Annotated in this window: 25 protein-coding genes; 18 read left to right on the top strand and 7 right to left on the bottom strand. The window is 63.3% G+C overall.

Going from position 1 to position 22,860, the window contains the following annotated elements; all coding sequences use genetic code 11:
- Window positions 1-125 precede the first annotated feature (125 nt).
- A complete protein-coding gene (tpiA, locus tag AB5Y47_RS12600) occupies window positions 126-881 on the bottom strand; it encodes a triose-phosphate isomerase (RefSeq protein WP_029314576.1) in 756 nt (251 codons plus the stop codon).
- A gap of 135 nt (window positions 882-1,016) precedes the next feature.
- Window positions 1,017-1,802: an envelope biogenesis factor ElyC gene (gene elyC, locus AB5Y47_RS12595; RefSeq protein WP_336569493.1), complete on the bottom strand. Its 786-nt coding sequence runs from the start codon at window positions 1,800-1,802 to the stop codon at window positions 1,017-1,019.
- Window positions 1,803-1,930: 128 nt separating this feature from the next.
- On the opposite strand from elyC, the gene cmoM reads away from it, so the two are divergent.
- The 10 genes from cmoM (at window position 1,931) to AB5Y47_RS12545 (ending at window position 12,549) form a co-directional block, all read left to right on the top strand.
- Window positions 1,931-2,707, top strand: coding sequence for a tRNA uridine 5-oxyacetic acid(34) methyltransferase CmoM (gene cmoM / locus AB5Y47_RS12590; RefSeq protein ID WP_263308922.1), 777 nt, complete (start codon window positions 1,931-1,933; stop codon window positions 2,705-2,707).
- A 114-nt stretch (window positions 2,708-2,821) separates the two neighbouring features.
- Window positions 2,822-4,141 (top strand): chromosome partition protein MukF, encoded by a 1,320-nt coding sequence (gene mukF / locus AB5Y47_RS12585; protein WP_319896503.1) that lies wholly within the window; start codon window positions 2,822-2,824, stop codon window positions 4,139-4,141.
- The gene (gene mukE / locus AB5Y47_RS12580; RefSeq protein ID WP_029314572.1) at window positions 4,122-4,859 is read left to right on the top strand and encodes a chromosome partition protein MukE; all 738 of its coding nucleotides are present in this window, start codon (window positions 4,122-4,124) and stop codon (window positions 4,857-4,859) included. Before mukF ends, mukE begins: the two co-directional genes overlap by 20 nt.
- A 45-nt stretch (window positions 4,860-4,904) precedes the next feature.
- Window positions 4,905-9,332, top strand: a complete 4,428-nt coding sequence (gene mukB / locus AB5Y47_RS12575) for a chromosome partition protein MukB (RefSeq protein ID WP_368220281.1) — start codon at window positions 4,905-4,907, stop codon at window positions 9,330-9,332.
- 149 nt (window positions 9,333-9,481) lie between these two features.
- Window positions 9,482-9,868: a septal ring lytic transglycosylase RlpA family protein gene (locus tag AB5Y47_RS12570; RefSeq protein ID WP_042017161.1), complete on the top strand. Its 387-nt coding sequence runs from the start codon at window positions 9,482-9,484 to the stop codon at window positions 9,866-9,868.
- Between the two features lie 287 nt (window positions 9,869-10,155).
- The gene (locus AB5Y47_RS12565; RefSeq protein WP_368220280.1) at window positions 10,156-10,629 is read left to right on the top strand and encodes a cupin domain-containing protein; all 474 of its coding nucleotides are present in this window, start codon (window positions 10,156-10,158) and stop codon (window positions 10,627-10,629) included.
- 16 nt (window positions 10,630-10,645) lie between these two features.
- Window positions 10,646-11,131 carry a GNAT family N-acetyltransferase gene (locus AB5Y47_RS12560; RefSeq protein WP_042879254.1) on the top strand — a complete coding sequence of 162 codons (486 nt, stop codon included), beginning with the start codon at window positions 10,646-10,648 and terminating at the stop codon, window positions 11,129-11,131.
- Between the two features lie 265 nt (window positions 11,132-11,396).
- Window positions 11,397-11,705: a putative quinol monooxygenase gene (locus AB5Y47_RS12555; protein WP_042017153.1), complete on the top strand. Its 309-nt coding sequence runs from the start codon at window positions 11,397-11,399 to the stop codon at window positions 11,703-11,705.
- A gap of 92 nt (window positions 11,706-11,797) precedes the next feature.
- Complete coding sequence (locus AB5Y47_RS12550) at window positions 11,798-12,019, top strand: hypothetical protein (protein WP_368220279.1); 222 nt, start codon at window positions 11,798-11,800, stop codon at window positions 12,017-12,019.
- Window positions 12,020-12,057: 38 nt separating this feature from the next.
- Entirely contained in the window at window positions 12,058-12,549 is a 492-nt protein-coding gene (locus AB5Y47_RS12545) for a histidine phosphatase family protein (protein ID WP_266142087.1), read from the top strand.
- 73 nt (window positions 12,550-12,622) lie between these two features.
- Here AB5Y47_RS12545 and AB5Y47_RS12540 read toward each other — a convergent pair whose 3' ends face one another.
- The 4 genes from AB5Y47_RS12540 to AB5Y47_RS12525 form a co-directional block, all read right to left on the bottom strand.
- The gene (locus AB5Y47_RS12540; RefSeq protein ID WP_368220278.1) at window positions 12,623-13,102 is read right to left on the bottom strand and encodes a hypothetical protein; all 480 of its coding nucleotides are present in this window, start codon (window positions 13,100-13,102) and stop codon (window positions 12,623-12,625) included.
- Window positions 13,103-13,238: 136 nt separating this feature from the next.
- Window positions 13,239-13,442 carry a hypothetical protein gene (locus tag AB5Y47_RS12535; protein WP_039040737.1) on the bottom strand — a complete coding sequence of 68 codons (204 nt, stop codon included), beginning with the start codon at window positions 13,440-13,442 and terminating at the stop codon, window positions 13,239-13,241.
- A 123-nt stretch (window positions 13,443-13,565) separates the two neighbouring features.
- Entirely contained in the window at window positions 13,566-14,021 is a 456-nt protein-coding gene (locus tag AB5Y47_RS12530) for a LysE family translocator (protein ID WP_368220277.1), read from the bottom strand.
- Window positions 14,022-14,678: 657 nt separating this feature from the next.
- The gene (locus AB5Y47_RS12525; protein WP_039040739.1) at window positions 14,679-15,257 is read right to left on the bottom strand and encodes an alkylphosphonate utilization protein; all 579 of its coding nucleotides are present in this window, start codon (window positions 15,255-15,257) and stop codon (window positions 14,679-14,681) included.
- A gap of 179 nt (window positions 15,258-15,436) precedes the next feature.
- On the opposite strand from AB5Y47_RS12525, the gene AB5Y47_RS12520 reads away from it, so the two are divergent.
- From AB5Y47_RS12520 to AB5Y47_RS12495, 6 genes are all read left to right on the top strand, one after another.
- A complete protein-coding gene (locus AB5Y47_RS12520) occupies window positions 15,437-16,630 on the top strand; it encodes a methyltransferase (RefSeq protein WP_368220276.1) in 1,194 nt (397 codons plus the stop codon).
- A 188-nt stretch (window positions 16,631-16,818) separates the two neighbouring features.
- Complete coding sequence (locus tag AB5Y47_RS12515; RefSeq protein ID WP_368220275.1) at window positions 16,819-18,264, top strand: chitinase; 1,446 nt, start codon at window positions 16,819-16,821, stop codon at window positions 18,262-18,264.
- 122 nt (window positions 18,265-18,386) lie between these two features.
- Window positions 18,387-18,752 (top strand): VOC family protein, encoded by a 366-nt coding sequence (locus tag AB5Y47_RS12510; protein WP_103243083.1) that lies wholly within the window; start codon window positions 18,387-18,389, stop codon window positions 18,750-18,752.
- A gap of 207 nt (window positions 18,753-18,959) precedes the next feature.
- Window positions 18,960-19,358: a GFA family protein gene (locus tag AB5Y47_RS12505; protein WP_041211468.1), complete on the top strand. Its 399-nt coding sequence runs from the start codon at window positions 18,960-18,962 to the stop codon at window positions 19,356-19,358.
- A 29-nt stretch (window positions 19,359-19,387) separates the two neighbouring features.
- Window positions 19,388-19,615 (top strand): DUF4287 domain-containing protein, encoded by a 228-nt coding sequence (locus AB5Y47_RS12500; RefSeq protein ID WP_042863908.1) that lies wholly within the window; start codon window positions 19,388-19,390, stop codon window positions 19,613-19,615.
- Window positions 19,616-19,661: 46 nt separating this feature from the next.
- Window positions 19,662-20,072: an SRPBCC domain-containing protein gene (locus AB5Y47_RS12495; protein WP_042881036.1), complete on the top strand. Its 411-nt coding sequence runs from the start codon at window positions 19,662-19,664 to the stop codon at window positions 20,070-20,072.
- Window positions 20,073-20,162: 90 nt separating this feature from the next.
- Here the strand turns inward: AB5Y47_RS12495 and smrB are convergent, their stop codons facing one another.
- Window positions 20,163-20,687 (bottom strand): endonuclease SmrB, encoded by a 525-nt coding sequence (gene smrB, locus AB5Y47_RS12490; protein WP_041211465.1) that lies wholly within the window; start codon window positions 20,685-20,687, stop codon window positions 20,163-20,165.
- 65 nt (window positions 20,688-20,752) lie between these two features.
- Between smrB and prmB the strand changes: the two genes are divergently transcribed.
- Both prmB and aroC read left to right on the top strand, forming a co-directional pair.
- Window positions 20,753-21,688, top strand: a complete 936-nt coding sequence (gene prmB, locus AB5Y47_RS12485) for a 50S ribosomal protein L3 N(5)-glutamine methyltransferase (RefSeq protein ID WP_041211581.1) — start codon at window positions 20,753-20,755, stop codon at window positions 21,686-21,688.
- A gap of 16 nt (window positions 21,689-21,704) precedes the next feature.
- Window positions 21,705-22,793: a chorismate synthase gene (aroC, locus tag AB5Y47_RS12480; protein WP_042017130.1), complete on the top strand. Its 1,089-nt coding sequence runs from the start codon at window positions 21,705-21,707 to the stop codon at window positions 22,791-22,793.
- The last annotated feature ends 67 nt before the right edge of the window (window positions 22,794-22,860 follow it).

Genomic DNA, 22,860 nt, shown 5'->3' with positions numbered 1-22,860 from the left:
GTTGTCGAAAATCAAGATTCTGAAAAATACGGCTGGCCGCTTTTACTATATCGGCTTTCCTATGGCGAGAGGGTCCATAGGAAAGCGATATGCAAAGAGGGGCGGGGCCCCTCTTTGCTTGGCGCTTACTTGGCTGCGCCAGCGATGATCTGGGAGAAGTCGTCCACTTTCAGGGACGCGCCACCCACCAGGCCACCGTCGATGTCCGGCTGGCCGAACAGGTCGGCAGCGGTGGCGCCAGTCACGGAGCCGCCGTACAGGATCTGTACCTTGGCAGCCACGGCTGCATCAAAACCGGCCAGGTATTGACGGATGTGAGCATGCACGGATTGTGCGATCTCCGGGGTGGCGGTCTTGCCGGTGCCGATGGCCCATACCGGCTCGTAAGCGATGACGGCGTTCTCGAAGGAGGCGATGCCGCAGCGATCGATCACGGCCTTGAGCTGGGTCTCGACCACCTGGTTGGTGGTACCGGCTTCGAACTGGGCCAGGGTTTCACCGATGCACAGCACGGGGATCAGGCCGCCCTTCTGGATGGCTTCGTACTTGGCAGCCACCACGTCGTCGGTCTCTGCGTGCAGGGTACGACGCTCGCTGTGACCGACCAGGGAGTAGGTGCAGCCGAAGGCTTTGAGCATGGAGGGGGCGTTTTCGCCGGTGAAGGCGCCGGACTCGTGAACGTCGGCGTTCTGGGCACCGTAGGCGATCTTGCTGCCGGCGGTCAGCTGTTCAACCAGACCCAAAAAGATAACCGGCGGGCAGACGGCCACTTGCACGGAAGGATGAGCGGCAGCGGCCGGGGTCAGTCCTTTGATCAGGGCTTCTACAGAAGCCTTGGTGCCGTTCAGTTTCCAGTTACCCATTACCAGGTGCTGTCTCATCTTCTATATCTCCTAGGCATTTGATTGCGCAACATTATATGAATTGAACCGAGCCCAAGATAGCTGACCCGGCGGCAAATGACGTAATTTTTTTTCGCTTTCCTGATCCAAATCAGGAATGCAAGGCGCGATTGCTCACTCGGTGACCTGCCCACGCAAACGGGCCCACCATACCCCAATCCACTCGTGAATGGCAGCCTCGGAATACATCAGATAACGCCCCTTGGGGAGGTAGCTGTAGAGGGGTTGCGGTTCCTGACTCTGCTTGGCGGTGTAATCGGTGGGAGCCGGCACCGCATCGAGTCCCTGACTGCGATAGAGGGCCATGGCCCGGGGCAGGTGGGTGGCCGAACTCACCAGCGCCACCCGCTTGCCGTTGAGGTGGGCGGCGATGCTGACCGCCTCGTCATGGGTGTCTTTGTTGTTTTCAAACAACGTCATGCGCGCGCGCGGGATGCCAAGGCTTTCCGCCATGCGGGCGTTGACCTCGGCGTTCGACAGGGGATCCCCGGCCACGGCACCGGAGAAAACCAGCTCGGCCTCTGGATAGGCCAGGGCCAGGCGAACCCCTTCCAGGGTGCGCGCCAGGGAGATGTTGTTTTGCCAGGCGCGCTCTGGGATGGCCGGATCGCTCACATGACCGTTGCCCAGCACGACGATGGCCTGGATGTCAGGATGCTGGCTCACCTCGAAGGGGAGATAGGTCTGCTCCAGGCTGCGGGCCAGCTCGTAGCTCACCGGCCGCGTCCCCATCAGGGCGATGATCACCAAGGAGAGGGTCGCCAGCAGCCTGCCGCTTTTTTGAAAGCGGGTGAACCAGAGCAGCACGAGCGCCAGCACCAACAAGGAGAGAGAGAAGGGGAGCGGCATCAGCAGATGGCCCAGCCATTTCTTGATGACAAAGAAGTTGAGCTCGAACACGACAGACACGTCCTTGAGTTTTCAGCAAATTCGGGATGTGACAGAATACCCCTCTTTTTTCCTGTGGCCCAATCCTGTGTGGTTCCTCCTGCGGCCCTCATGGCGGGGCGGTCGAAGATGAGTGTGTCTTGAAGCAAGATCAGAGTTTTGACGGGCGCGCGGACAAGTTCGCTCGCAACATTTACGACTCCACCAAGGGGCGCATTCGCACCACCATTGTCTGGAGTGACATCGAAGCCTGCCTGGCGCGCTTGGGCAACCGGCCGCTACGCATCCTGGATGCCGGCGGCGGCTTTGGCTACTTCGCCCAGAAACTGGCGGCCATGGGCCATCAGGTGGAGCTGTGCGATTTGTCGGCAGAAATGCTGGATCTGGCCCGGGAGCAGATCGCCCAGAAGGGGTTGGAAGACAGAATTCGTCTCATCCATTGCCCCATTCAGGATCTCAAGCAACACGTGACCGGCACCTTCGATCTGGTGCTCTGTCACGCGGTACTGGAGTGGCTCGCCGAGCCGCGCCAGACCTTGCTGGGTCTGTTCCCTTTCGTCAAGGCTGGGGGCATACTGTCGCTGCTTTTTTACAATCGTCACGGCCTCCTGTTCCAGAGCCTGGTGGTGGGCAATTTCGACTATGTGCGCCTGGGCCTTCGCAAGAAACGCCAGACAGCCCTGACTCCCACCAATCCCCAGTTGCCGGAGCAGGTCTATGACTGGATAGGCCGGGGGGGATTGCGGATCATCGGCAAGACCGGGGTGCGCGTCATCCACGACTACATGCGCCACAAGCAGGATCAGGTCGAAAAGTTCGAGGACCTGCTGGCCATGGAGCAGCAATATTGCCGCCAGGAGCCCTTTGTTTCCCTGGGGCGCTACATCCATGTGATGGCCCAGAAACCGGCCGGTTGAGACCCACCGGCGTGAATACGATGCGGGATCCAGCCGCCGGGGCGCCACCGACCCCGGCCTATATCACCACGGCGGGCGAAGACCTGCCGACTATAACAACGAGATGATAACGTCATGATGAGTACATCCCGTACCCTGCCAGAGACGGTGGGATGGGTCAGACAGGAGGGGTTGGCGCTGAACCTCCCCACCGACAGGCTGGCCTTTCTGATAGCGATCAAGACGCTCTCCGAGGACGAGTCTGATCTCTCGGAGGCCGCGCTGCACGATGCCTTTGGCTATGTCAGCAGTGCCTTCGGCCAGATGGACGAGACCCTCACCGGTCGCGCCAACAACGCCATCAACGATCTCATTCGCCAGCAACTGCTGTCGCGTTTCACCACCGACATGGTGGCGGGGGAGAGCCTCTACCGCCTGTCGCGCCTTGGCATGAGCATCGTCGATTTCTTCATGGATCAGCGCCAGGTGGACTCCATCAAGCTCTCCATCCTGCTCGAGCACCTGGCGGCCGAGCTCGACACCGCCCGCAAGGCGGCGCTCGAGACCAACACCCGGGAGCAGTGGGACGCCGAGGTGCTGCCGCGCCTCTCCTTCTCCCTGGAAGAGACGCTCGGGCGCATCGATCTCACCCAGCGCGCCATGGACGAGCAGCAAAACCAGGTCAAGAGCGAGATCGCGGCCCTGCTGACCCAGAACTGGGTCGATGCCATCCACAGCTGCGAGAAGCTCCTGCACGAGACCGGCCAGACCCTGCGCGAGTTGCAGGACACCCTGGACGCCGCCGGCCACCGCCTGCAGGCGGGGCTGCTCAACATTCAGGAAGCGGCCCAGGGGCGTGAGGATCTGTTCCACGTAGAAGAGCTGACCCACGCCCTGCAGGGGCGTCTGGACGTCATCACTGCCTGGGGCCAGCAGTGCATCGAGCTCTGGTCCCGTTATGACAGGCACGTCCACAAGTTCATCCGCAACGCCATCGACATGGACAAGAACCGCGCCTTCAGCCAGCGGCTGCGGGAATCCATCCGCAACTTCGAGCAGCACAGCTGGTTGTTGCGGGTGGCCGAAGAGCCCCGTTTGCTGGAGCTGCGGGATGAAACCATCGCCATCCACGACGAGGAGGTGACCGGCGAGGTGCCCCTCGAGATGGAGTATGTGGAGATGGTGGACATCAACCAGGAGCTGGCGGAGCGCATCGAGCGCTACCTGGCCCGCTACCCGGAGCAGGGAGATCGGCTGGATCTTGCCGACGTGCTGCGGGAATACCTGCTGGATTACCCGGCTCATGCCCACTTCGACGTGGCGCGCCTCCTGATCGATCAGGCCGTGCGTCTCGGCCATGCCAGCGGTGAGCGCGAACACTACCGCCAACCCGCATGGAAACCCATCAACCAAGCTGGATCCAAGGTTCAGGCCTATGTCATCGATCAATACTGAATTCCCCTTGCCCCTGCGCCTCGCAGAGGCCATCGCCAACCCCTTGTTTCCGCGCATCGACACCGCCCTGCGCTCCGGTCGCCACATCAGTGCCGACGAATTCGAGCAGCACTCGGCCCTGGTGGAGTACCACCAGGAGCTGGAGATCTTCTACGGCCGCTATCAGGTGGAACTCATCAAGGCGCCGGAAGGCTTCTTCTACCTGCGTCCGCGCCCGAGCGCCGACATCGGAACAACAGTGTTATCTGAGCTCGATATGCTGGTGGGCAAGGTGCTCTGCTACCTGTTCCTGAGCCCGGACAGGCTCGCCTCTGAAGGGGTGTTCGCCATGGGCGAGCTGCAAGAAGAGGTGCTGAGTCTGGCGGACGAGAAGCAACTGCTGCGCATGGTCAACAGCCGCTCCGGCGGCACGGATCTGGACAAGAAGAAGCTCCTCGAGAAGATCCGCACCTCCATGCGTCGCCTCAAGCGCCTCGGGATGATCACCCCCCTTGGCAACAGCGACAAATTCCGGGTCAACGAATCCGTGTTCCGCTTCGCCGCCGATGTGCGCTCCGACGAGGATCCCCGCGCGGTGCAACTGCGGATGATCCAGGAAGGGGAGGCCATTTTCCACGACGACGAGATGCCGAGCAGCGATTCCCTGTTCGAGGATATCGAAGAGGATCTGGACGAAGAGCAGCTGGAGCTGGAGGTGGAAGATGATCTGCAACGTTAATGTGCCGGCACTGATGGTGTCGGCCGGTTTGATGGAGAGTGTGGCGTGAGAGGCAAATTCAAATCCCTGACCATGGTCAACTGGAACGGCTTCTTCGCCCGCACCTTCGATCTCGACCAGCTGGTCACGACCCTGTCCGGCGGCAACGGCGCGGGCAAGTCCACCACCATGGCGGCCTTTATCGCGGCCCTCATTCCCGACCAGTCACTGCTTCACTTCCGTAATACCACGGAAGCGGGTTCCAGCAGTGCCTCCCGCGACAAGGGGCTCTACGGCAAGCTGCAGCGCGGCCACTGCTATTCGCTGCTGGAAGTGATGAACAGCCGCGAGCAGCGGATCTGGGTTGGCGTCCACCTCGAACAGGTGGCCAACCGTGACAACAAGGTCAACATCACCCCGTTCGCCCTGGTGGATGTGCCCGAGCACCTGGCGCCCACGGATCTGCTGCTGGAGAAGCTCGACGACGGCAAGGGCCGGGTACGTGCCTTCGCCGATCTGAAGGGGGCGGCAGCGGAGCTTGGCGCCATCAAGGTCGCCAAGTTCAATACGGTGACCGATTATCACAACTTCATGTTCGAGTTCGGCATCACCCCGAAGAAGCTGCGGGATCAAAAGGATCGCGGCAAGTTCTACCGCCTGATCGAAGCCTCCCTCTACGGCGGTATTTCGTCTTCCATCAGCCGCTCCTTGCGTGAATACCTGCTGCCGGAGAACTCCGGGGTACGCAAGGCGTTCCAGGACATGGAGGCGGCCATCTACGAGAACCGCCGCACCCTGGAAGCCATCAAGGAGACCCAGGGTCAGCGGGATCTCTTCAAGAATCTCATCACCGAGACCACCCACTATGTGGCCGCGGAGTATGTGCGGGGCGCTGCCGAGAAGAGCCGCCTCTCCGAGCTGGCCCTCAAGGCACGCTCTGAGCTCGCGGGCAAACGCCGTCTGCTGGCCGAGGAGAAGCAGCGCGCCATCTATCTGGCGGACGAGGTGGATCAGCTCACCAACCGCGAGAAGCTCCTGACCGACGAGCTGGAGTCCGCCGCCGAGCACCTGGCCAAGGTGATGGCGGCCGTGGCGCTGCAAAAGAAGATTGCCCTCTATCGCGCCGATCTGGCGGAGCTCAACGACAAGCTCGAGCAGCAGCAGGCGGTGGTGGAAGAGATCCACGGCCAGTTGCTGGAAGTGGAAGAGCGCAAGGAGCTGGCCCAGGCAGAGGTAGACAGCCTCAAGACCCAGCTGGCCGACTACCAGCAGGCGCTCGATATCCAGCAGACCCGCGCCATCCAGTACCGTCAGGCGGTGCAGGCCCTCGATACTGCCCGCGAGCAATGCGAGCTGCCGGGGCTCGAGCCTGCGCAGGCGAGCGACACCCTGCATCAGTTCCGCGCAGCCGAGCAGAGCCTCACCAGCCGGGTGCTGGGGGCCGAGCAGCAGTTGGCGCTGGCCAAGGCAGCGGTGGCCGAACACGAAGCGGCGCTGGCGCTGCTGCTCAGCATCGCCCCCGAGACAGTGCGTGAGGCTGCCTGGCCCACCGCGCAGGGGCTGCTCAAGCGCCACATCGAAGACAAGGCCCGCATTGCCCAGGGGCAAGGACTGCGCGCCGCCCTGGCTCGCCTCGAGAAAGAGAGCGAAAGCCAGAAGACGCTCTTGCGGCTGCGAGACGAGCTGGCCCAGGCGTCTGGTCAGCGCATTGCCAGCCAGGACGAGCTGGAGATCTTCCTCGAAGCCCAGCGCACCCGCCAGGAGGAGCTCTCCGAGCAGCAGGCGGAGGCCAATCAGCGCCGCGCCAGCCTCGAGCATCAGGGCACTCAGCTGGGCCGCGATATCGCGGAACTGACCAAGCTGGCGCCGCGCTGGCTCAAATCCTTTGAAAAACTCGAGCAACTGCGCGAGCAGAGTGGCTTGGCCTTGGCCACCGCCGAAGAACTCTCTTCCGGCATGCAGAGCGTGCTCGACAAGGAGCGGGAGTTCGAGCAGGAGAGCAACCGCATTCAGGGCCAGAAACAGGCGCTGGAGCTGCAAATTCGCAACCTGCAGCTGGGTGCCGGCGAGGCGGATCCCCGTCTTGCCCGCATCGCCGAGCAGGTGGGGGGCGTGCTGCTCTCGGACGTCTATGACGACATCTCCATCGATGATGCCCCTTACTACTCCGCGCTCTACGGCCCGGCTCGCAGCGCCCTGGTGGTGCTCGACCTCGAAGGCGCCATCGAGCGGCTGAAAAAGCTGGAAGATTGCCCGGAAGATATCTACCTCATCCAGGGCAACCCCGACTCCTTTGATGAGGATCTGGTGGAAGCGGATGAGCTGGGGGACGCCGTGCTGGTGCGCACCAGCAAGCGTCAGGTGCGCTTCTCCCGCTACCCCGAGCTGCCGCTGTTTGGCCGCGCCGCCCGGGAAAAACGGATCGAGCAGCTCGATCTTGAGCGGGAAAACCTCATCGAGGGCTACGCCAAGGCCGCCTTCGAGCAGCAGAAGTACCACCGTCTCTACGGCCACTTCCGCGACTTTATCGGCCAGCATCTGGATATCGCCTTCCGCCCGGACCCCGAAGCCGAGGTGCAGGCCAAGCAGCACGAGCAGCGCAAGCTGCAAGAAACCATCGCCGAGTGCGACAAGCAGCTGAGTGATGCCAAAGCCGCCGCCGCCCAGCTGACCCGCCATATCCAGCTGGTGCAGGGGATGCTGCCCTTTGCCCACCTGTTTGCCGAGGCAGACCTGGCGGCCCGCCTCGAGGCGGCTCACGCCGATGTGGAGGCCCTTAAAACAGCCGAAGCCTTTATCGCCAGGCACGGCAAGGCGCTGGAAAAACTGGAAACCATGGTGCAGGTGCTGCGCCAGGATCCCCAGGATCTGGCGGCCCTGCAGGCGGCCTTTGACGAGGTGAGCGACCTGCTGGCCGAGCAGAAGCGCCGTTGCTACGCCCTCGATCAGCTGGTGGCCCGTTTGCCGCACTTTGCCTATCAGGATGCACAAGACCTGCTGGGCAAGGCGTCCGAGATGAGCGAGCGACTCAAAGAGAAGCTCAAGGCGGCGGAGCTTGCCGCCCGCACCGCCGGTGAGCAGCACAAGCAGATCACCCAGCGCCACACCGAGGCGCTGCAACTGCGCACGGCGCTCGATTCCAGCGCCTCGGCCAAGGGGCAGACCCTGGCGGAGTTCGAGCAGGAGCTGGCGGCCATGGGGCTGACCCTCTCTGACGATATGGAAGAGAAGGCTCGTGCCCACAAGAAAGAGATTGAAGAGCTGCTTATCCGCACCCGGACCCGCCGCACCAGCGCCGAGGCCCAGTTGCAGGTGTGCAAGCGCGAAATCGAATCCCTTGGCGGTCGTCTCAAGCTCGAAGGCAAGGATTACTACAGCGCCCGTAAATCCCTGGTGGGTCACAAGGCAAGCTGGTCGCGGGTGGTGCGTCTGGCACGGGAGACCGACGTCGAGAAGCGTCTGAACAAGCGCGAGCTGGCGTACCTCGACAGCGACGAGCTGCGCTCCATGTCGGACAAGGCCCTCGGCGCCCTGCGGGTCGCGGTGGCCCACGACGAGGCCCTGCGCGATGCGCTGCGTCTGTCGGAAGGCAACCGCAGCACCGAGCAGAAGGTCGCCTTCTACGTGCAGGTCTACCGTTACCTGAAAGATCGCATCCGCAACGACATCATCCGCTCGGACGATCCGGTGGAAGCCATCGAGGAGATGGAGATCGAGCTGGCGCGCCTCGCCGACGAGCTCAAGCAGCGGGAAACCCATCTGTCGCTCTCCTCCCACGAGGTGGCGGCCAAGATCACCAACATCATCCGCCGGGAGCAGAACCGCATCCGGGTATTGAACCAGGGCCTGCAGAACATCGCCTTCGGTCTGGTGCGCGGGGTGCGTCTCAACGTCAATATCCGCGAGGCCCACACTCGCCTCCTGACCGCACTCGCCGATCAGAGCGCCATGCACAACGATCTCTTCGCCGACAAGGAGCTCAGCTTCTCCGAGGCCATGGCCAAGCTCTTCCAGCGTCTCAACCCGCAGGTGGAGCAGGGGGAGCGCAACTATCAGGTGATGGGGGACGTGCTGCTGGATTATCGCAACTACCTGGAGCTGGAGATCGAGGTGCAGCGCGGGGCCGACGGCTGGCTGCGGGCCGAGAGCGGCGCCCTCTCCACCGGCGAGGCGATCGGCACCGGTCAGGCCATCCTCTTGATGGTGCTCATCAGCTGGGAGGAGGAGTCCCGCCGTCTGCGCGGCAAGGACATCGCTCCCTGCCGCCTGTTGTTCCTGGACGAAGCGGCGCGACTTGATGGCAAATCCATCGCCACCCTGTTCGAGCTGTGCGAGCGCCAGGACATGCAGCTCCTCATCGCGGCGCCGGAGAACATCAGCCCCGAGAAGGGCACCACCTACAAGCTCATCCGCAAGGTGCAGGGCAAGCACGAGCATGTGCATGTGGTGGGGCTGCGCGGCTTTGGCTTCGCCGACGACAAGCTCATCGCCTGACCCCTTCCCCTGACAGGGGCTGACGGGTGAACACACAAACGGGAGGCCTGGGCCTCCCGTTTTCCATGGGAAATATGAGAGAGTAGTCCCCTGTTAACGGAAGCCCGACTGGCGATGCTGGTCGCTCTGTCCCATCGAGGAAGCAACGCATGACGACGCGACAAAAAGGGCTGCTGGCCTCCCTGTGCCTGCTGCTGGCCGCCTGCAGCAGCCAGCCTGATGCAGGCAGTGCGGGCAACTGGCGAGGCTATACCCAGACGGGGCTCGCCTCCTATTACGCCGATCGCTACCACAACAAGCGCACCGCCAGCGGGGAGCCTTACCAGCGCCACGCCAACACCGCTGCCCACATGACACTGCCCTTCGGCGCCCTGGTCAGGGTCACCAACCTTGCCAACGACAAGAGCGTGGTGGTGCGGGTCAACGACAGGGGCAATTTTCCCCGCGGGCGCATCATCGATCTCTCCAGGGCGGCGTTCAGCGCCATCGGCAATCCCCGATCCGGGCTTATCAAGGTCAGGATTGAGGTGCTCTAGTCGCCGGTTCTGCATGTGCCCGAGCCCCTCCATACCCGGGCCGCTGGAAGAGGATGCTTCCCAGTGATCGCGGGCCATCTTCTTCATTCCATTGGTGATGTCGCCGACGCGGCTTCCCATTTTCCGGTGTGCCATTAAGATAGCCAAGCGAAAAACAGGGCGTCTTTGCCATCTGGCGGCAACCGGGCATGACATGGTGTGTGAGACACCCCTTCAACCCCTGCCCATGTTTTGTCGCTAAGGAGCAGGCTATAAAGTGAGACGTCATTCACAGGGAGGATCAGAACATGACTGACAAACGCGCCATTCAGGCAACGGCCATCCCCGAGTACAAGGCCAAGTCCCTCTATCCGGAGCCCTTTGCCTCCCTGGTCAAGCACCGCACCCGGCGCAGGCTGGGGGATCATTTCGGCCTTGCCAATTTCGGGGTCAATCTGACGACCCTGGCACCGGGAGCCATCTCGGCGCTCAAGCACCATCACGGCCTGCAGGACGAGTTCGTCTATGTGCTCTCGGGCAATCCCACCCTGCGCCACGGGGAGGAGGAGTACCGGATGTCGCCGGGGGAGTGCATCGGCTTCAAGGGGGGCAGCGGCCTGGCCCACCAGTTGCTCAACCACGGTGAGGTGGACGCCGTCTATCTCGAGGTGGGGGACAGGCTGCCAGGGGATACCGTCGACTATCCCGACGACGATCTGGCCCTGGTACAGGGTGCCGATGGCGCCTGGTCAGCCAGACACAAGGATGGCACCCCCTACTAGGGTGCCTCTTCGGGCAATGAGAGAGACCTCCATGGTGTTCAGCCCCTTTTCTGCTGTCAGGGCAGAGGATTTTCTGCCGCTGCTCAACGACGAGACGCTGCGAAAGCACCTGATCCCTCACCCGCTTTTCGATGTGGCCGGGGTGCGCGACTGGATGGCGTACAAGCTGGGAGTCGACGCCCGGCCAGGTTGTCGCGTGCGCGCCATCTTCCTCGACGGCACCCTGGCGGGGTGGTGCGGTATCCAGCCCGATGACGAGGGGGTGGAGCTTGCCATCGTGCTCGCCAAGGCCGGCTGGGGAAGCGGCGTGGCGATTTTCAACGAGATGATGGGGTGGGCGAGGGAGCTTGGCCATCGGACGATACTCTTTCACTTGCTGGATACCCGCCCGCCTTATCGATCCCTCGCCAGACGGGCCATCTGGGTGAGGAAAACGCGCCTGGGCGAACACCCTTTCACCACCTATTGCCTTGACGTTGAACGTTGGTCTGCAGGCCCTTAGCCTGGACCAGGGGGCCGCAAGCCGTGCCGCCCCCTGGCGGGTCCCGTTGCCACCCTTTGCGCCATGATCCCTCCCGCTCGTTTGTTCCTCCGTGCACGGCGTGGTTATCCACCCCGTTGAACACAGTGTTCATTCTGCCCCCCTATATGGCCCCCACCGTCCTGCCTACACTGGGCAACGTCTGATGAGGGCGCATCCGGCAGTATAAATTGCTGTCCAGGTTGCACTCTCTGGCGTGTTGACGATGTACAACGGAGAAAACTGGATGAAAAAAGAGACAGACAAACTGGTATCGATCGCGGTGCTCAAGGCCCGTGACGGCATGGGAGAGCGCCTTCGCGATGCCCTGCTTGCCTTGATTGGCCCCACTCGCCAGGAGCCGGGCAACCTCGATTACGTGCTGTTCGAGTTGAAGGATGAACCCGGCACCTTCTACATGCGGGAAGCCTTCGTGAGTCAGGCCGCCCTGGATGCCCACTGTGAGACCGCGTATTTCCAGGCTTTCGCTCGCCAGGCGGACGAACTGCTGGCCGAACCCCTTCGGCTTGTCTTCATGGAAGAAGTGAGCCCCTGATCCTTGCCGCAGAGCCCGATGCTCCCCTCATCGGGCTTTTTTCCTTCAGCCTCGCTCCCGGCAATCGCATCTACCTGCTCGGCTGCGTGGCCATGGCCCTCAACCCCATCCTGGTCAAGCGCTGTTACCGGGGGGAGTCCTTCCTCCACCTGACCGGCTGGATCCTCATCTGCGCCACTGTGCTGCTCACCGGCATGCTGACCGGGGAGACAGTACACTGGGAACAGGTAGGCTGGGGGGTAGGGGGTGTGCTGCTGACCATGATGGTCATGATGCTGCTGCCCCTTCATGCCGGCAAACGTGGGGCGGTCTGAGGGGCCGCCTGTCGCCCTTATCAACCAGGGAGTGCGTCATGAGAAGAACCCTGATCCTGGTACGCCATGGCAAGTCGAGCTGGAAGGACGCATCTTTGTCTGACCGCGCTCGTCCGCTGGCGGCGCGCGGGCTGCGCGATGCGCCCCTGATGGGGGCTCGCCTGGCACACCTGGGGGTGAAGCCCGATCTCATCCTCTCGAGCCCCGCCTGCCGGGCCCTGACAACCGCCCGGCTGCTTGCCGCAGAGTTGGGTTATTCCCCGAACCGCATCGCCATCGACGAGGGCCTCTACGAGAGCGATGCCGGGACCCTTCTCGGGGTGGTGGGGGCGTTTTCAGATGATCTCGCCTGCATACTGTTGGTAGGCCATGATCCTGCCTTCACCGACCTGGCTCATGGCTTTTCCTCCGGTATCACTCGCATGCCGACCTGCGCCATCGCCCGATTCACCTTCGATGCCCCCTCCTGGTCGGCGCTCCCGTCTTGCTCGCCGGTGATGGCCTTACTGGACTTCCCGAAGAAGGGGTAGAGGGGGCGTGGGTTGCAAGCAGGCAGAAACGACAAGGGGAGCCTCGGCTCCCCTTGTCGTGATGGTGACGGGGTCATTTGGCCGCGATGGGCCCCTTGGTGCCCGCGTCGTTGTCGACCCAGCCATCTTCTCCCTTGAGGCGGCGATCCCCCTGGATGCGATAGGTGACCATGCCCTCCTTGAACACCAGGGCCCCGTCGGATTTCCTGGCACTGACCTGCTTGTCGTTGACCCACACCTGATCCTTGTCATCGATGCGGATGTTCGCGACCGTGGCGCCCGTCTCGGGGAAGGTGGCGACCCAGTTGCCGGTGTAGGGGCTGGCGCTGGCCGCTGCGGGGGCGGCGCCAAATCCGGCGGCGGCGTTCTCGGCCTTGCTCTTGTTGATGTCACAGCCGCTAAGCTCGCTCACCTGGGTACAGCCTGAGCGCTCCAGCTTCTGCTCATAGCTCATGTTCAATCCGCCTTCGTCGGCCGGGGCGGCGGTGCCAAATCCTGCCTTGGCGTTTTCCGCCTTGCTCTTGTGAATATCGCAGCCCTGGGCTTCGGTCACCTGGGTGCAGCCGGAGCGTTCCAGCTGCTCGGCGTATTTGTGGTTGATGGCGTGAACCTGGGCGGCAAGGGGTTTGCGTTGGCGAGCTGCAGCCCTCTCTCACCATAGCAGGAGGGAGCGAAAGACGATGTCTGCGTCAGCTCTGGGGGATGCGGACCCCCTTGTCGAGGTAGAGGCTGCTGTAGTGGGCGCGGTGGGTGACGAACATCACCTGATGGCGACTGCCATCGGAGAGAATGATGAAATCACCGGCCTGTGCCGGGCTTTGCAAGCGGATCTCGTGTTCGGGGGCCGTCAGCTTGTCGGCCTCCTCCCGGAAGGTGAGGGTGTAGGAATACATATGGCGCTCCACCGCAGGCTCATATACAGACACGCCTACAACTCTAGCCCCGGTGGCCGGGATCCGCGGCGCCCAAGCGGCGCCGATGGTGCAGATAATGTCAGCCGCGGTGAGGCACAGGGATCAGGGACGACCACTGAGCAGGATGGCGCCGCCCAGGGTGATGAAGAGCCCGCCGGTGATGCGGCCAACGAGGCGCTCGCTGCGACCTGGCTTGAAATAGCGACCGGCGCGCCTGGCCAGGGCGACATAGCACAGATGCACCAGGCTGACGATGGCGCAGATGGTCAGGTACATGGTGATGAACTGCAGCGTCAGCGGACTCTGGTGATCGAGGAACTGGGGCAGCAGGGCGCAGAGGAAGACGATGGTCTTGGGGTTGCTGGCGGAGACCAGAAAGGCTTCTCGCAACAAGGAGAGGGTGGTTCTGGTGCGTCCCCGAGCGGTGGAGGGAGAGAGCCCTTGGGCATTGGTATTGGCCGCGCGCAGCGCCTTGTAGCCCAGATACACCAGGTAGCCACCCCCCGCCAGCTTGAGGGCGACAAAGAGGGGAGGCAGGGTTTGCAGCAGGGCCCCCACCCCCCGAGGATACTGACAAGGGCGGCGCGCCAGCCGTGTTGCAGACCGTTCTTGACCACCAGCAGCACATTGGGGCCAGGGGTCAGGGTCGCCAGCAGATAGGCCAGCGCAAACAGCATCTAGGTATTCGGGTTCATGAGCACATCCTTGGCGTCAAAGCTGGCATGATGCCAGCCTCTTTGACGAGTCGTCCAGCGGCGTCTCTCCCGGCCCCGAAGAGGATCCAGGCGAGAGCAATCAGGTGCAGCATGGTCTGCGGCTGGAAATGCAATAGGCAAGGATATGTATAGAAAAACCGCCATCAGGCGGTTTTATTGTTGTCAGCCCCTATTTCAGGGCTTTTTTCAGCTTCTTGATCTTGCCTTCGTGCTTGGCGATTTTCGCCTGGCGGGCGGCGATCTTCTTCTTGATCTCTTTCTTGCTGGCCATGGGGCGGCTCCTTGGTCTCGTGGGCGCCATGGGGATCAGGGTGCCCGGGGTCTTTCCATGCGTGCCGGGAAGGCCCTCTCCGTTGGCGCACTGACAGTCAGGGGAGGGGCATACCGCGGAACTGGTTTGCAGGATAGTCCAGTTTCCCGCGGGTGCCACCCGAATGGCAGGAAACAGAGGCAACAAAAAAGCGCCCCTGGGGGCGCTTCTGGCTTGAAGGGGTCGGAATCAGGCCTTCTTCAGGTAGGCGGCCACCAGCACGATCTGCATGCCGTTGACCTTGCCCTCGATGTGCAGCGGGTTGTTGGTCAGGCGAATGCCCTTGACCAGGGTGCCGCGCTTGGCGGTGAAGCCGGCGCCCTTGACGTCCAGATCCTTGATCAGGGTGACGGAGTCCCCTTCCACCAGCACGGCGCCATTGGAGTCGACGGTCGGCACGCTGTCGTCATCGTCGCTGGTCACGCCGGCGTCTGCCCAGGCCTTGACCTCGTCTTCCATGTACATCATGTCCAGCATGTCCTGGGCCCAGAGCTCGCCCCGGGCGACGAGGGCCTTCAACTGGCGCCAGGCCATCACCTGCACCGCCGGCACCTGGCTCCACATGCTGTCACCCAGGCAGCGCCAGTGGTTCACCTCCGTGGTGTCCGGCTGCTCCAGCTGGCCGCGGCAGGTGGCGCAGAGGGCCACGCTGTGGTCGTCGTCGCTGGCGGGGGAGTGCGGCACCGGGAAGGCAGTCAGCGCATGTTCTGCGCCACACAGCTCGCATTTGGCATTTGCACGGGCTTGCAGGATGGCATTGATGGTCATGATTGGGTTCCGTTTATAGGGGTAAAGCGGCTCGCCGTGGCGGGCTGCGCGAATGAGGGGGCGGAATATAGCACAAATCCCTGCTTTTTGTCAGGCTACCAGCGGCGCACAGGCGAGTGCTTTTTGACGGCAGATCGCTAGAATGAGCCTCCCTTTTTGCGCCAAAGGACAGGTTCACCGTGCTGGCCCACCGTTTTCGACAACTGGACTGCTTGCTCACCGCCGAGCGACGCTGGTGGCAATACCAGCCCTATCACCACCTGGGGATCGCCTTTGCCCGCGAGGAGCCAGCCCTTGCGAAGTGCCTGGCAGCCCTGACCCTTGACGAGATAGCGCACCTCGACGGGGACATGGATGCGCTCTGCACCCTGCTCGCCCCCTGGATCCCGGCGGGGGCCGAGTTGCAGGCCCTCGGCGAGCTTGCCCCTTTCGCCCCCGAGCCCGTCCAGTGCGCCAGGGCCATGGCGATGTACATGCCGGGACGCAAGCAGGGGCAGATAGAGGCCTTCACCGGCTGTCTGCCCCCCCACCAAGGTCCCTATCTGGAGTGGTGCGCCGGCAAGGGGCATCTGGGACGCCTGGTGTCGTTGCACCGTGGCGCCGAGATCCTGAGCCTGGAGTGGCAGGGGGCGCTCTGCGAGGAGGGGCGGCGGCTCGCCGCGCGCGACGGCGCCAATATGCGGTTCGTGGAGGCGGATGCCTTTGCCACCGAGTCCGGGGCCCTCATCGCCCCGCACCATCACGCCATGGCGCTCCATGCCTGCGGCGATCTGCACACCCATCTGCTGACGCGGGTGGCCGAGGGGGGCGCCCAGGGGGTGACCCTCTCCCCGTGTTGCTACCACCTCATCAGGGGAGAGCACTATGCGCCCCTCTCCCGGGCCGCCAGGGCCAGTGCCCTGCGCCTTGGCAAGAGCGACCTGAAGCTGCCGCTGCAGGAGACGGTGACCGGCGGCGCCCGCATCGCCCGGTTGCGGGAGCGGGAGGTGGTGTGGCGCCTCGCCTTTGACTGCCTGCAGCGCCAGGTGCGCGGGGTGGATGAGTACCTGCCGGTGCCCAACCTGCAAAAGAGCCTGCTGACCGGGGGCTTCGAGGATTTCTGCCACTGGGCCGCCGAGCGCAAGGGGATGAGCTTGCCCGCGGGGCTCGACTACGCCGCCTTGCTGGCACAGGGGGAGCGGCGCTTTGGCGATGTCGCCCGCATGGAGCTGGTGCGCCACCTGTTTCGCCGTCCACTGGAAATCTGGCTGCTGCTCGATCGCGCCCTTTTCCTCGAGGAGCAGGGCTACCGGGTGGAGGTGGGCACCTTCTGTCCCAAACCCATGACCCCGCGCAATCTGCTGATCCGGGCGGTGCGCGCAGGGGGGATCTGAGCAAGCGTCCGGACAGGTCGGATGGCTGCGGCCGCAAGACCAGGGGCTGGATCCCCCTGCAAACGAGCGCCATCTGAGTGCAGGGAGGCATGGTTCACAATTTCGCCAAATTCTTAATTCTTGTCGTGAATTTAGTTGTCAGGATGCCTATGCTCGCCCTGACATTTTCAAGACAAGGATGGTTACCCATGTTCATGCTCACGCGCACCGCCTGCCTGGTTGCCCTCGTCTGGGCACTGCCCGGCCAGAGCGCCATGACAATCCAGCCCGATCCCCAGAACAGCGGGGGCTATGTGATGGCGGCGGCGGATCTCGCCAGTGCGGCCCAGGCCAAGACCGCCAACCCCATGTACGGGATCTGGTCCCACGCCCTGGCCACCCGGCCCAATTCGGTGGTGGAGGCCATCGTGGCCCGCGCCCCCGGCAACCCGGACAACGTCAAGCGGGTCGAGCGGGTCTTCACCGAATCGGACTGGGAGTTCCTGACCCAGATGGCCGCCCCGGAGTACACCTACGAGCGCTTCCTGCGGGCCGTGGGCAAGTTCCCCGCCTTCTGCGGCGACTACACGGACGGGCGCAATGCGGACGTTATCTGCAAGAAGTCCATCATCACCGCCTTCGCCCACTTTGCCCAAGAGACCGGTGGCCACATCGCCAAGGAGAATGTCTCCGACAACCCCTTGGGGCTGGAGGAGTGGCAACAGGCCCTGGTGCACGTGCGGGAGATGGGCTGGTCTGAGGGGCAGACCGGCTACACCACGGGGTGTGGTCAGAGTGACTGGCAGAACCGGCGCTGGCCCTGCAGCACCGGTCAGGGCTATTTCGGTCGCGGCGCCAAGCAGCTCTCCTACCACTTCAACTACGGCGCCTTCTCCGAGGCCATGTTCGACGGCGACGCCTCTGTGCTCCTCAACAACCCCGGGCTGGTGGCGGACTCCTGGCTCAACCTCGCCTCCGCCATCTGGTTCTTCCTGACGCCCCAGGCTCCCAAACCCGCCATGCTGCACGTCATCGACCGGACCTGGGTGCCCTCCCAGCGTGAGCTGGCGGCGGGCATCGGCTACGGCTTTGGCACCACCATCAACATCATCAACGGTGGCATCGAGTGCGGCGAGCAGAACAAGAACAAGGGCCAGCCGGTCAACCGTATCCGCTACTGGGAGGGGCTTGCGGCCCACTACGGGATCCCGCTGCTGGCGGACGAGAAGAACACCTGCTGGCAGCAGACCCCCTATGGCAGTCTCAACCTCAACGGCGCCACCGACGTGCTCTACACCAACTGGGACGGCAACTGGAAATACTACCCGGACAGACCCGGCGGCTACTCCTTCGAGTGCGATCTGGTGGGGTACCAGACCGCCTATTCGGCACTAGTACCGGGGGATTACGAGAAGTGCGTGACCAACTTCTACGGCTCCCACGCCAGCTGGCCCAAGGTTCGGGTGGTGGCCACGCTGGATCCGGCCCCGGTCGACCCCGGCACGCCGCCGGTGGACGGGGTACCGGCCTGGGAGGCAGGCAAGGTCTACACCGCGGGCAACAAGGTGAGCCACAAGGGGGTCATCTATCAGGCCAAGTGGTGGACCCAGGGCAACGAGCCGGGCAAGGGGGATCCCTGGGCACCGGTGACCTGAGAGTCAGTACAAGCGCAAGCACCCCGGGGAGGCCGCGCGCCTCCCTTGTTGATCGCCGCGCTGGCTTGCTGCGCCTCTTTTGGCACTGATAGCCTGCGGGTTCACACCGAGGGAGGATGACCATGAACATCGCCATTCATTTTGAAATTCCGGTACAGGATTTGGAGAGAGCCATTCGCTTCTATGAGGGGGTCTTCGAGACGGTGCTGGAGCGGGTGCAGATCGATGGCAACGAGATGGCGCTCTTTCCCCTGGAAGGTGGCACGGCGGGCTGCTCCGGCGCCCTGGCGAAGGGGGAGAGCTATGTGCCGAGCCTGGATGGCACCCGGATCTATCTGCGGGTGCCTGACATCGAGGGGGCCATGGCCCGGGCGCTGGCATCGGGCGGAGCCTGTCTCTATCCCGTCACCCGGGTCGGGGAGAGCCTCCGGGTGGCGGAGTGTCGGGATTGCGAGGGGAATCGCATCGCCTTGCAGGAGGGAACCTGACCATTATTTATCCGGTGCATGGGGTGTGTTAAGTCATTCATGAGGTGAATAAAGAGGGGGATTTTCCCGCTCCGGGAGCCTCAGCCCCGCGGTGAGGCCCCGGAATGGTCAGTTGCCGCCCCCCGGATCCCGTGCTACTTCATCTGGTGCGGCAAGGAGGCGAGCACCCGTTCGCCCGGTCTGTCGCCCCAACTCTCAGGAGGCATCATGGAAGGACATTGTCTGTGTGGCGGGATCACCGTGTCGAGCGGCGATCACAAGGAGGTCAACCTGTGTCATTGCGCCATGTGCCGGCGCTGGTCAGGGGGGCCCATGTTCGCGGTGCACGGGGGCAAGGGCGTGCGGTTCACCGGGATGGCCCCGGTGGCCTACCGCTCGTCGGAGTGGGCGGAGCGCGGATTCTGCCCCACCTGCGGCACCCATCTTTTCTACCATCTGTTGCCGACGGACGAGTACATCCTCTCCGCCGGCCTGTTTCAGGATCAGGGGTTCGAACTCACCGGGCAGATCTTCATCGACGAGAAGCCCGACTTCTATGCCCTCAAGAACGACACCCCGACCCTGACCGGACAGCAGGTGTTCGAGCAGTTTGCCCCCAAACCCTGAGCCTGTGGCCACCTTGAGGAGAAGCCATCATGGATGAACAACCGAAGGTGAAGGGGCCTGCCTCCTATTTTCCCGCCATCGAGCAGAAATACGGCCAGCCCATCGTCCACTGGCTGACCCTGCTGGCAGGGCGGGAGGAGCGCAAACACATGGCGCTGGTGGCCTGGCTCAAGGACGAACACGCCATGGGTCACGGCCATGCCAATGCCCTGGTGGCCCACTTTTTGGCGCAGCCCGATGCGCCCGGCGTGGCATGACAGTGCCACAGTGCAAAACGTGCAGGAAAGCCAGAGGAGCAGAGAGATGAAGATAAGCGTCAGCGTCTGGGTTGCCAGGCCGATTGCCGATGTGTGGCAGGGCTGGAACACCCCCGCCAGCATCATGGCGTGGAACGCCGCCTCCCCGCAGTGGCACTGCCCCCAAAGCCGGGTGGATCTGCGGGTGGGTGGGCGTTTTTGCCACCACATGGCGGCGCGGGATGGCAGCACGGGGTTTGATTTCGAGGGGACCTTCACCGAGGTCACCGCGCCGACGGGGCTCGGCTACGTCATGGACGATGGCCGCGAGGTGAGCGTGCGGTTCGTGGCAGAGCAGGGGGGCACCCGGGTGGAGGAGCGGTTCGATGCCGAGTCCCTGCACAGCGGCGAACAGCAGCGGGCGGGGTGGCAGAGCATCCTGGATAACTTCAAGCGCCATATGGAAGCCGCCGGCTGACCCCTGTGGGGCGCCAAGAAAAAACCACCGCAAGCTGGCGGTGGTTTTTTTATGGCGTTCGCCCGGGGCAAGGCGGGGCGGGGAAGGGGGTCACTCCTCGATGTCCAGCAGCACCAGGATGGCGCTCTCGCCACCCCACTCCCGCGGCGCCTGGTGAAAGGCGCGCACAGCGGGGTGCTGGGCCAGCCAGCTCGGGATGCGCTGCTTGAGGATGTGCTTGCCGATGCCGTGCATCACCGAGGCGACGTGGATGTTCTCTTTTCGGCACAGGGTGAGCAGGGCCGCCAGCTCCTGCTTGGCCTGGTGCTGGTTCATGCCGTGCAGATCCAGATAAATCTCCGGCGGGTAGCTGCCGCGCTTGAGCTTTTTCAGCTCGAATTTTGACACGTCGTCGCGCACGTAACGGGTCGGCCCGTCCGCCTCGAGATGGGGCTGGTACTCGTCGCTGAAAAAGTGGTCAACCCCAAGCTTTTCGCGGCTCTCGCGCACTTCGCGTTTCTGCTTGACCGGGCTTGAGGAGGCCCTTATGGTATCTTGCTTAATTTTCCGGGTACCTTTGACAGCATCACGAAACAGCAGGCTTTCCTCGTCTGTGAGTGAGGGCGTTTTTTTCATCAGGTACTCGTCTTGCTCGCTGTATAAAATTCTCGGGCCGGATATTACTCGACTTGGAGGTGGATTTGGACAAGATATTTATCGATGAGGTGGTTGCCGAAATGCACACCATCCAGGACATGTTGCGCTGGGCCATGAGTCGTTTCAACGACGCCGGGATCTTCTACGGACATGGTACCGACAACGCCTGGGATGAGGCCGTGCAACTGGTGCTGCCCGCGTTACATCTGCCGCCGGACGTGGATCCGGGCATGCGCCACTCCCGCCTGACCACCAGCGAGCGCCACCGCATCGCCGAGCTCATCATCCGCCGCGTGCAGGAGCGCATTCCGGCGCCCTACCTGACCAACAAGGCCTGGTATGCGGGCTGGGAGTTCTATGTGGACGAGCGGGTACTCATTCCGCGCTCCCCCATCGCCGAGATGGTGGCCAACCGCTTCGCCCCCTTCCTGAAAGACGAACCGACCCGGATCATGGACTTGTGCACCGGCTCCGGCTGCATCGCCATCATCATGGCCCACGAGTTCCCCCATGCGGAAGTGGATGCCATCGACATCAGCGTCGATGCCCTCAACGTGGCCGAGCGCAACATCAACGATCACGGGCTGGAGCAGCAGGTTATCCCCATTCGCTCCGATCTGTTCCGGGATCTGCCGGCCGGTGACAAGTACGATCTCATCGTCTCCAACCCGCCCTATGTGGATTCCGAGGACATGTCGGATCTGCCGGAGGAGTTTCGCCACGAGCCGGAGCTGGCCCTGGCCTCGGGCTCCGACGGCCTCAAGCTCACCAAGCGCCTGCTGGCCAATGCCGCCGACTTCCTGAAAGAGGATGGCGTGCTGGTGGTCGAGGTGGGCAACAGCATGATCCACTTGGAAGCCCAGTTCCCCGAGGTGCCCTTCACCTGGGTCGAGTTCGAAAACGGCGGCCACGGCGTCTTTGTGATGACCCGCGCAGAGCTCGAGCAGTACCAGGCCCATTTCGCCATTTACAAGAACTAAGCAGCAAGGAGCATCCATGGCAGGGAACAGTTTCGGCCAACTCTTTCGGGTCACCACTTTCGGCGAGAGCCACGGTCTGGCGCTGGGCGCCGTGGTCGACGGCTGCCCGCCGGGGCTGGAGATAAGCGAAGACGATTTGCAGGGGGATCTGGACAGGCGCAAGCCCGGCACGTCCCGCTACACCACCCAGCGCCGCGAGGCGGACGAGGTGAAGATCCTCTCCGGGGTGTTCGAGGGCAAGACCACGGGCACCTCCATCGGGCTGCTCATCGAGAACACCGATCAGCGCTCCAAGGACTACTCCGAGATCAAGGATCTGTTCCGTCCGGGTCACGCCGACTACACCTATCACCAGAAGTACGGCCAGCGTGACTACCGTGGCGGCGGCCGCTCCTCGGCCCGCGAGACCGCCATGCGGGTCGCGGCGGGGGCCATCGCCAAGAAGTACCTGAAACAGGTGCACGGCATCGAGATCGTGGGTTTTCTCTCCCAGCTCGGCCCCATCAAGGCGGAAGGGTTCGACGAGAGCCAGATCGAGCAGAACCCCTTCTTCTTCCCCGATGCGGGCAAGCTGGAGGCGCTGGATGAATACATGCGTGCCCTCAAGAAAGAGGGAAACAGCGTGGGGGCCAAGGTGTGCGTCGTGGCGCGCAACGTGCCGGTGGGCCTTGGGGAGCCGGTGTTCGACCGCCTCGACGCCGACATCGCCCACGCCATGATGGGCATCAACGCGGTGAAAGGGGTGGAGATCGGTGACGGCTTCGCGGTGGTGGAGCAAAAAGGCTCCGAGCACCGGGACGAGATGACTCCGACCGGCTTTGCCAGCAATCATGCGGGGGGCATCCTGGGGGGCATCTCGTCGGGTCAGGAGATCGTGGTGAGCATGGCCCTCAAGCCCACCTCCAGCATCACGGTGCCGGGCAAGACCATCACCACCAGCGGTGAGGCCACCGAGATGATCACCAAGGGGCGTCACGACCCCTGCGTCGGCATCCGTGCCGTGCCCATCGCCGAGGCCATGCTGGCCCTGGTGCTGATGGATCACCTGCTGCGCCATCGCGCCCAGAACCAGGGCGTGCACACCCAGACCCCGCAGCTGCGCTGATCATGCTGCGGGCAGGGTGAGTGATCACCAGATACCACAAGGCGACCCCAGGGTCGCCTTTTTCATG

The sequence above is a fragment of the Aeromonas sp. R7-2 genome, from assembly GCF_040908105.1.
Classification (GTDB): Bacteria; Pseudomonadota; Gammaproteobacteria; order Enterobacterales; family Aeromonadaceae; genus Aeromonas; species Aeromonas caviae.
The sequence above is the reverse complement of the archived record's forward strand: the minus strand, read 5'-3'. Positions and strand labels throughout refer to the sequence as shown.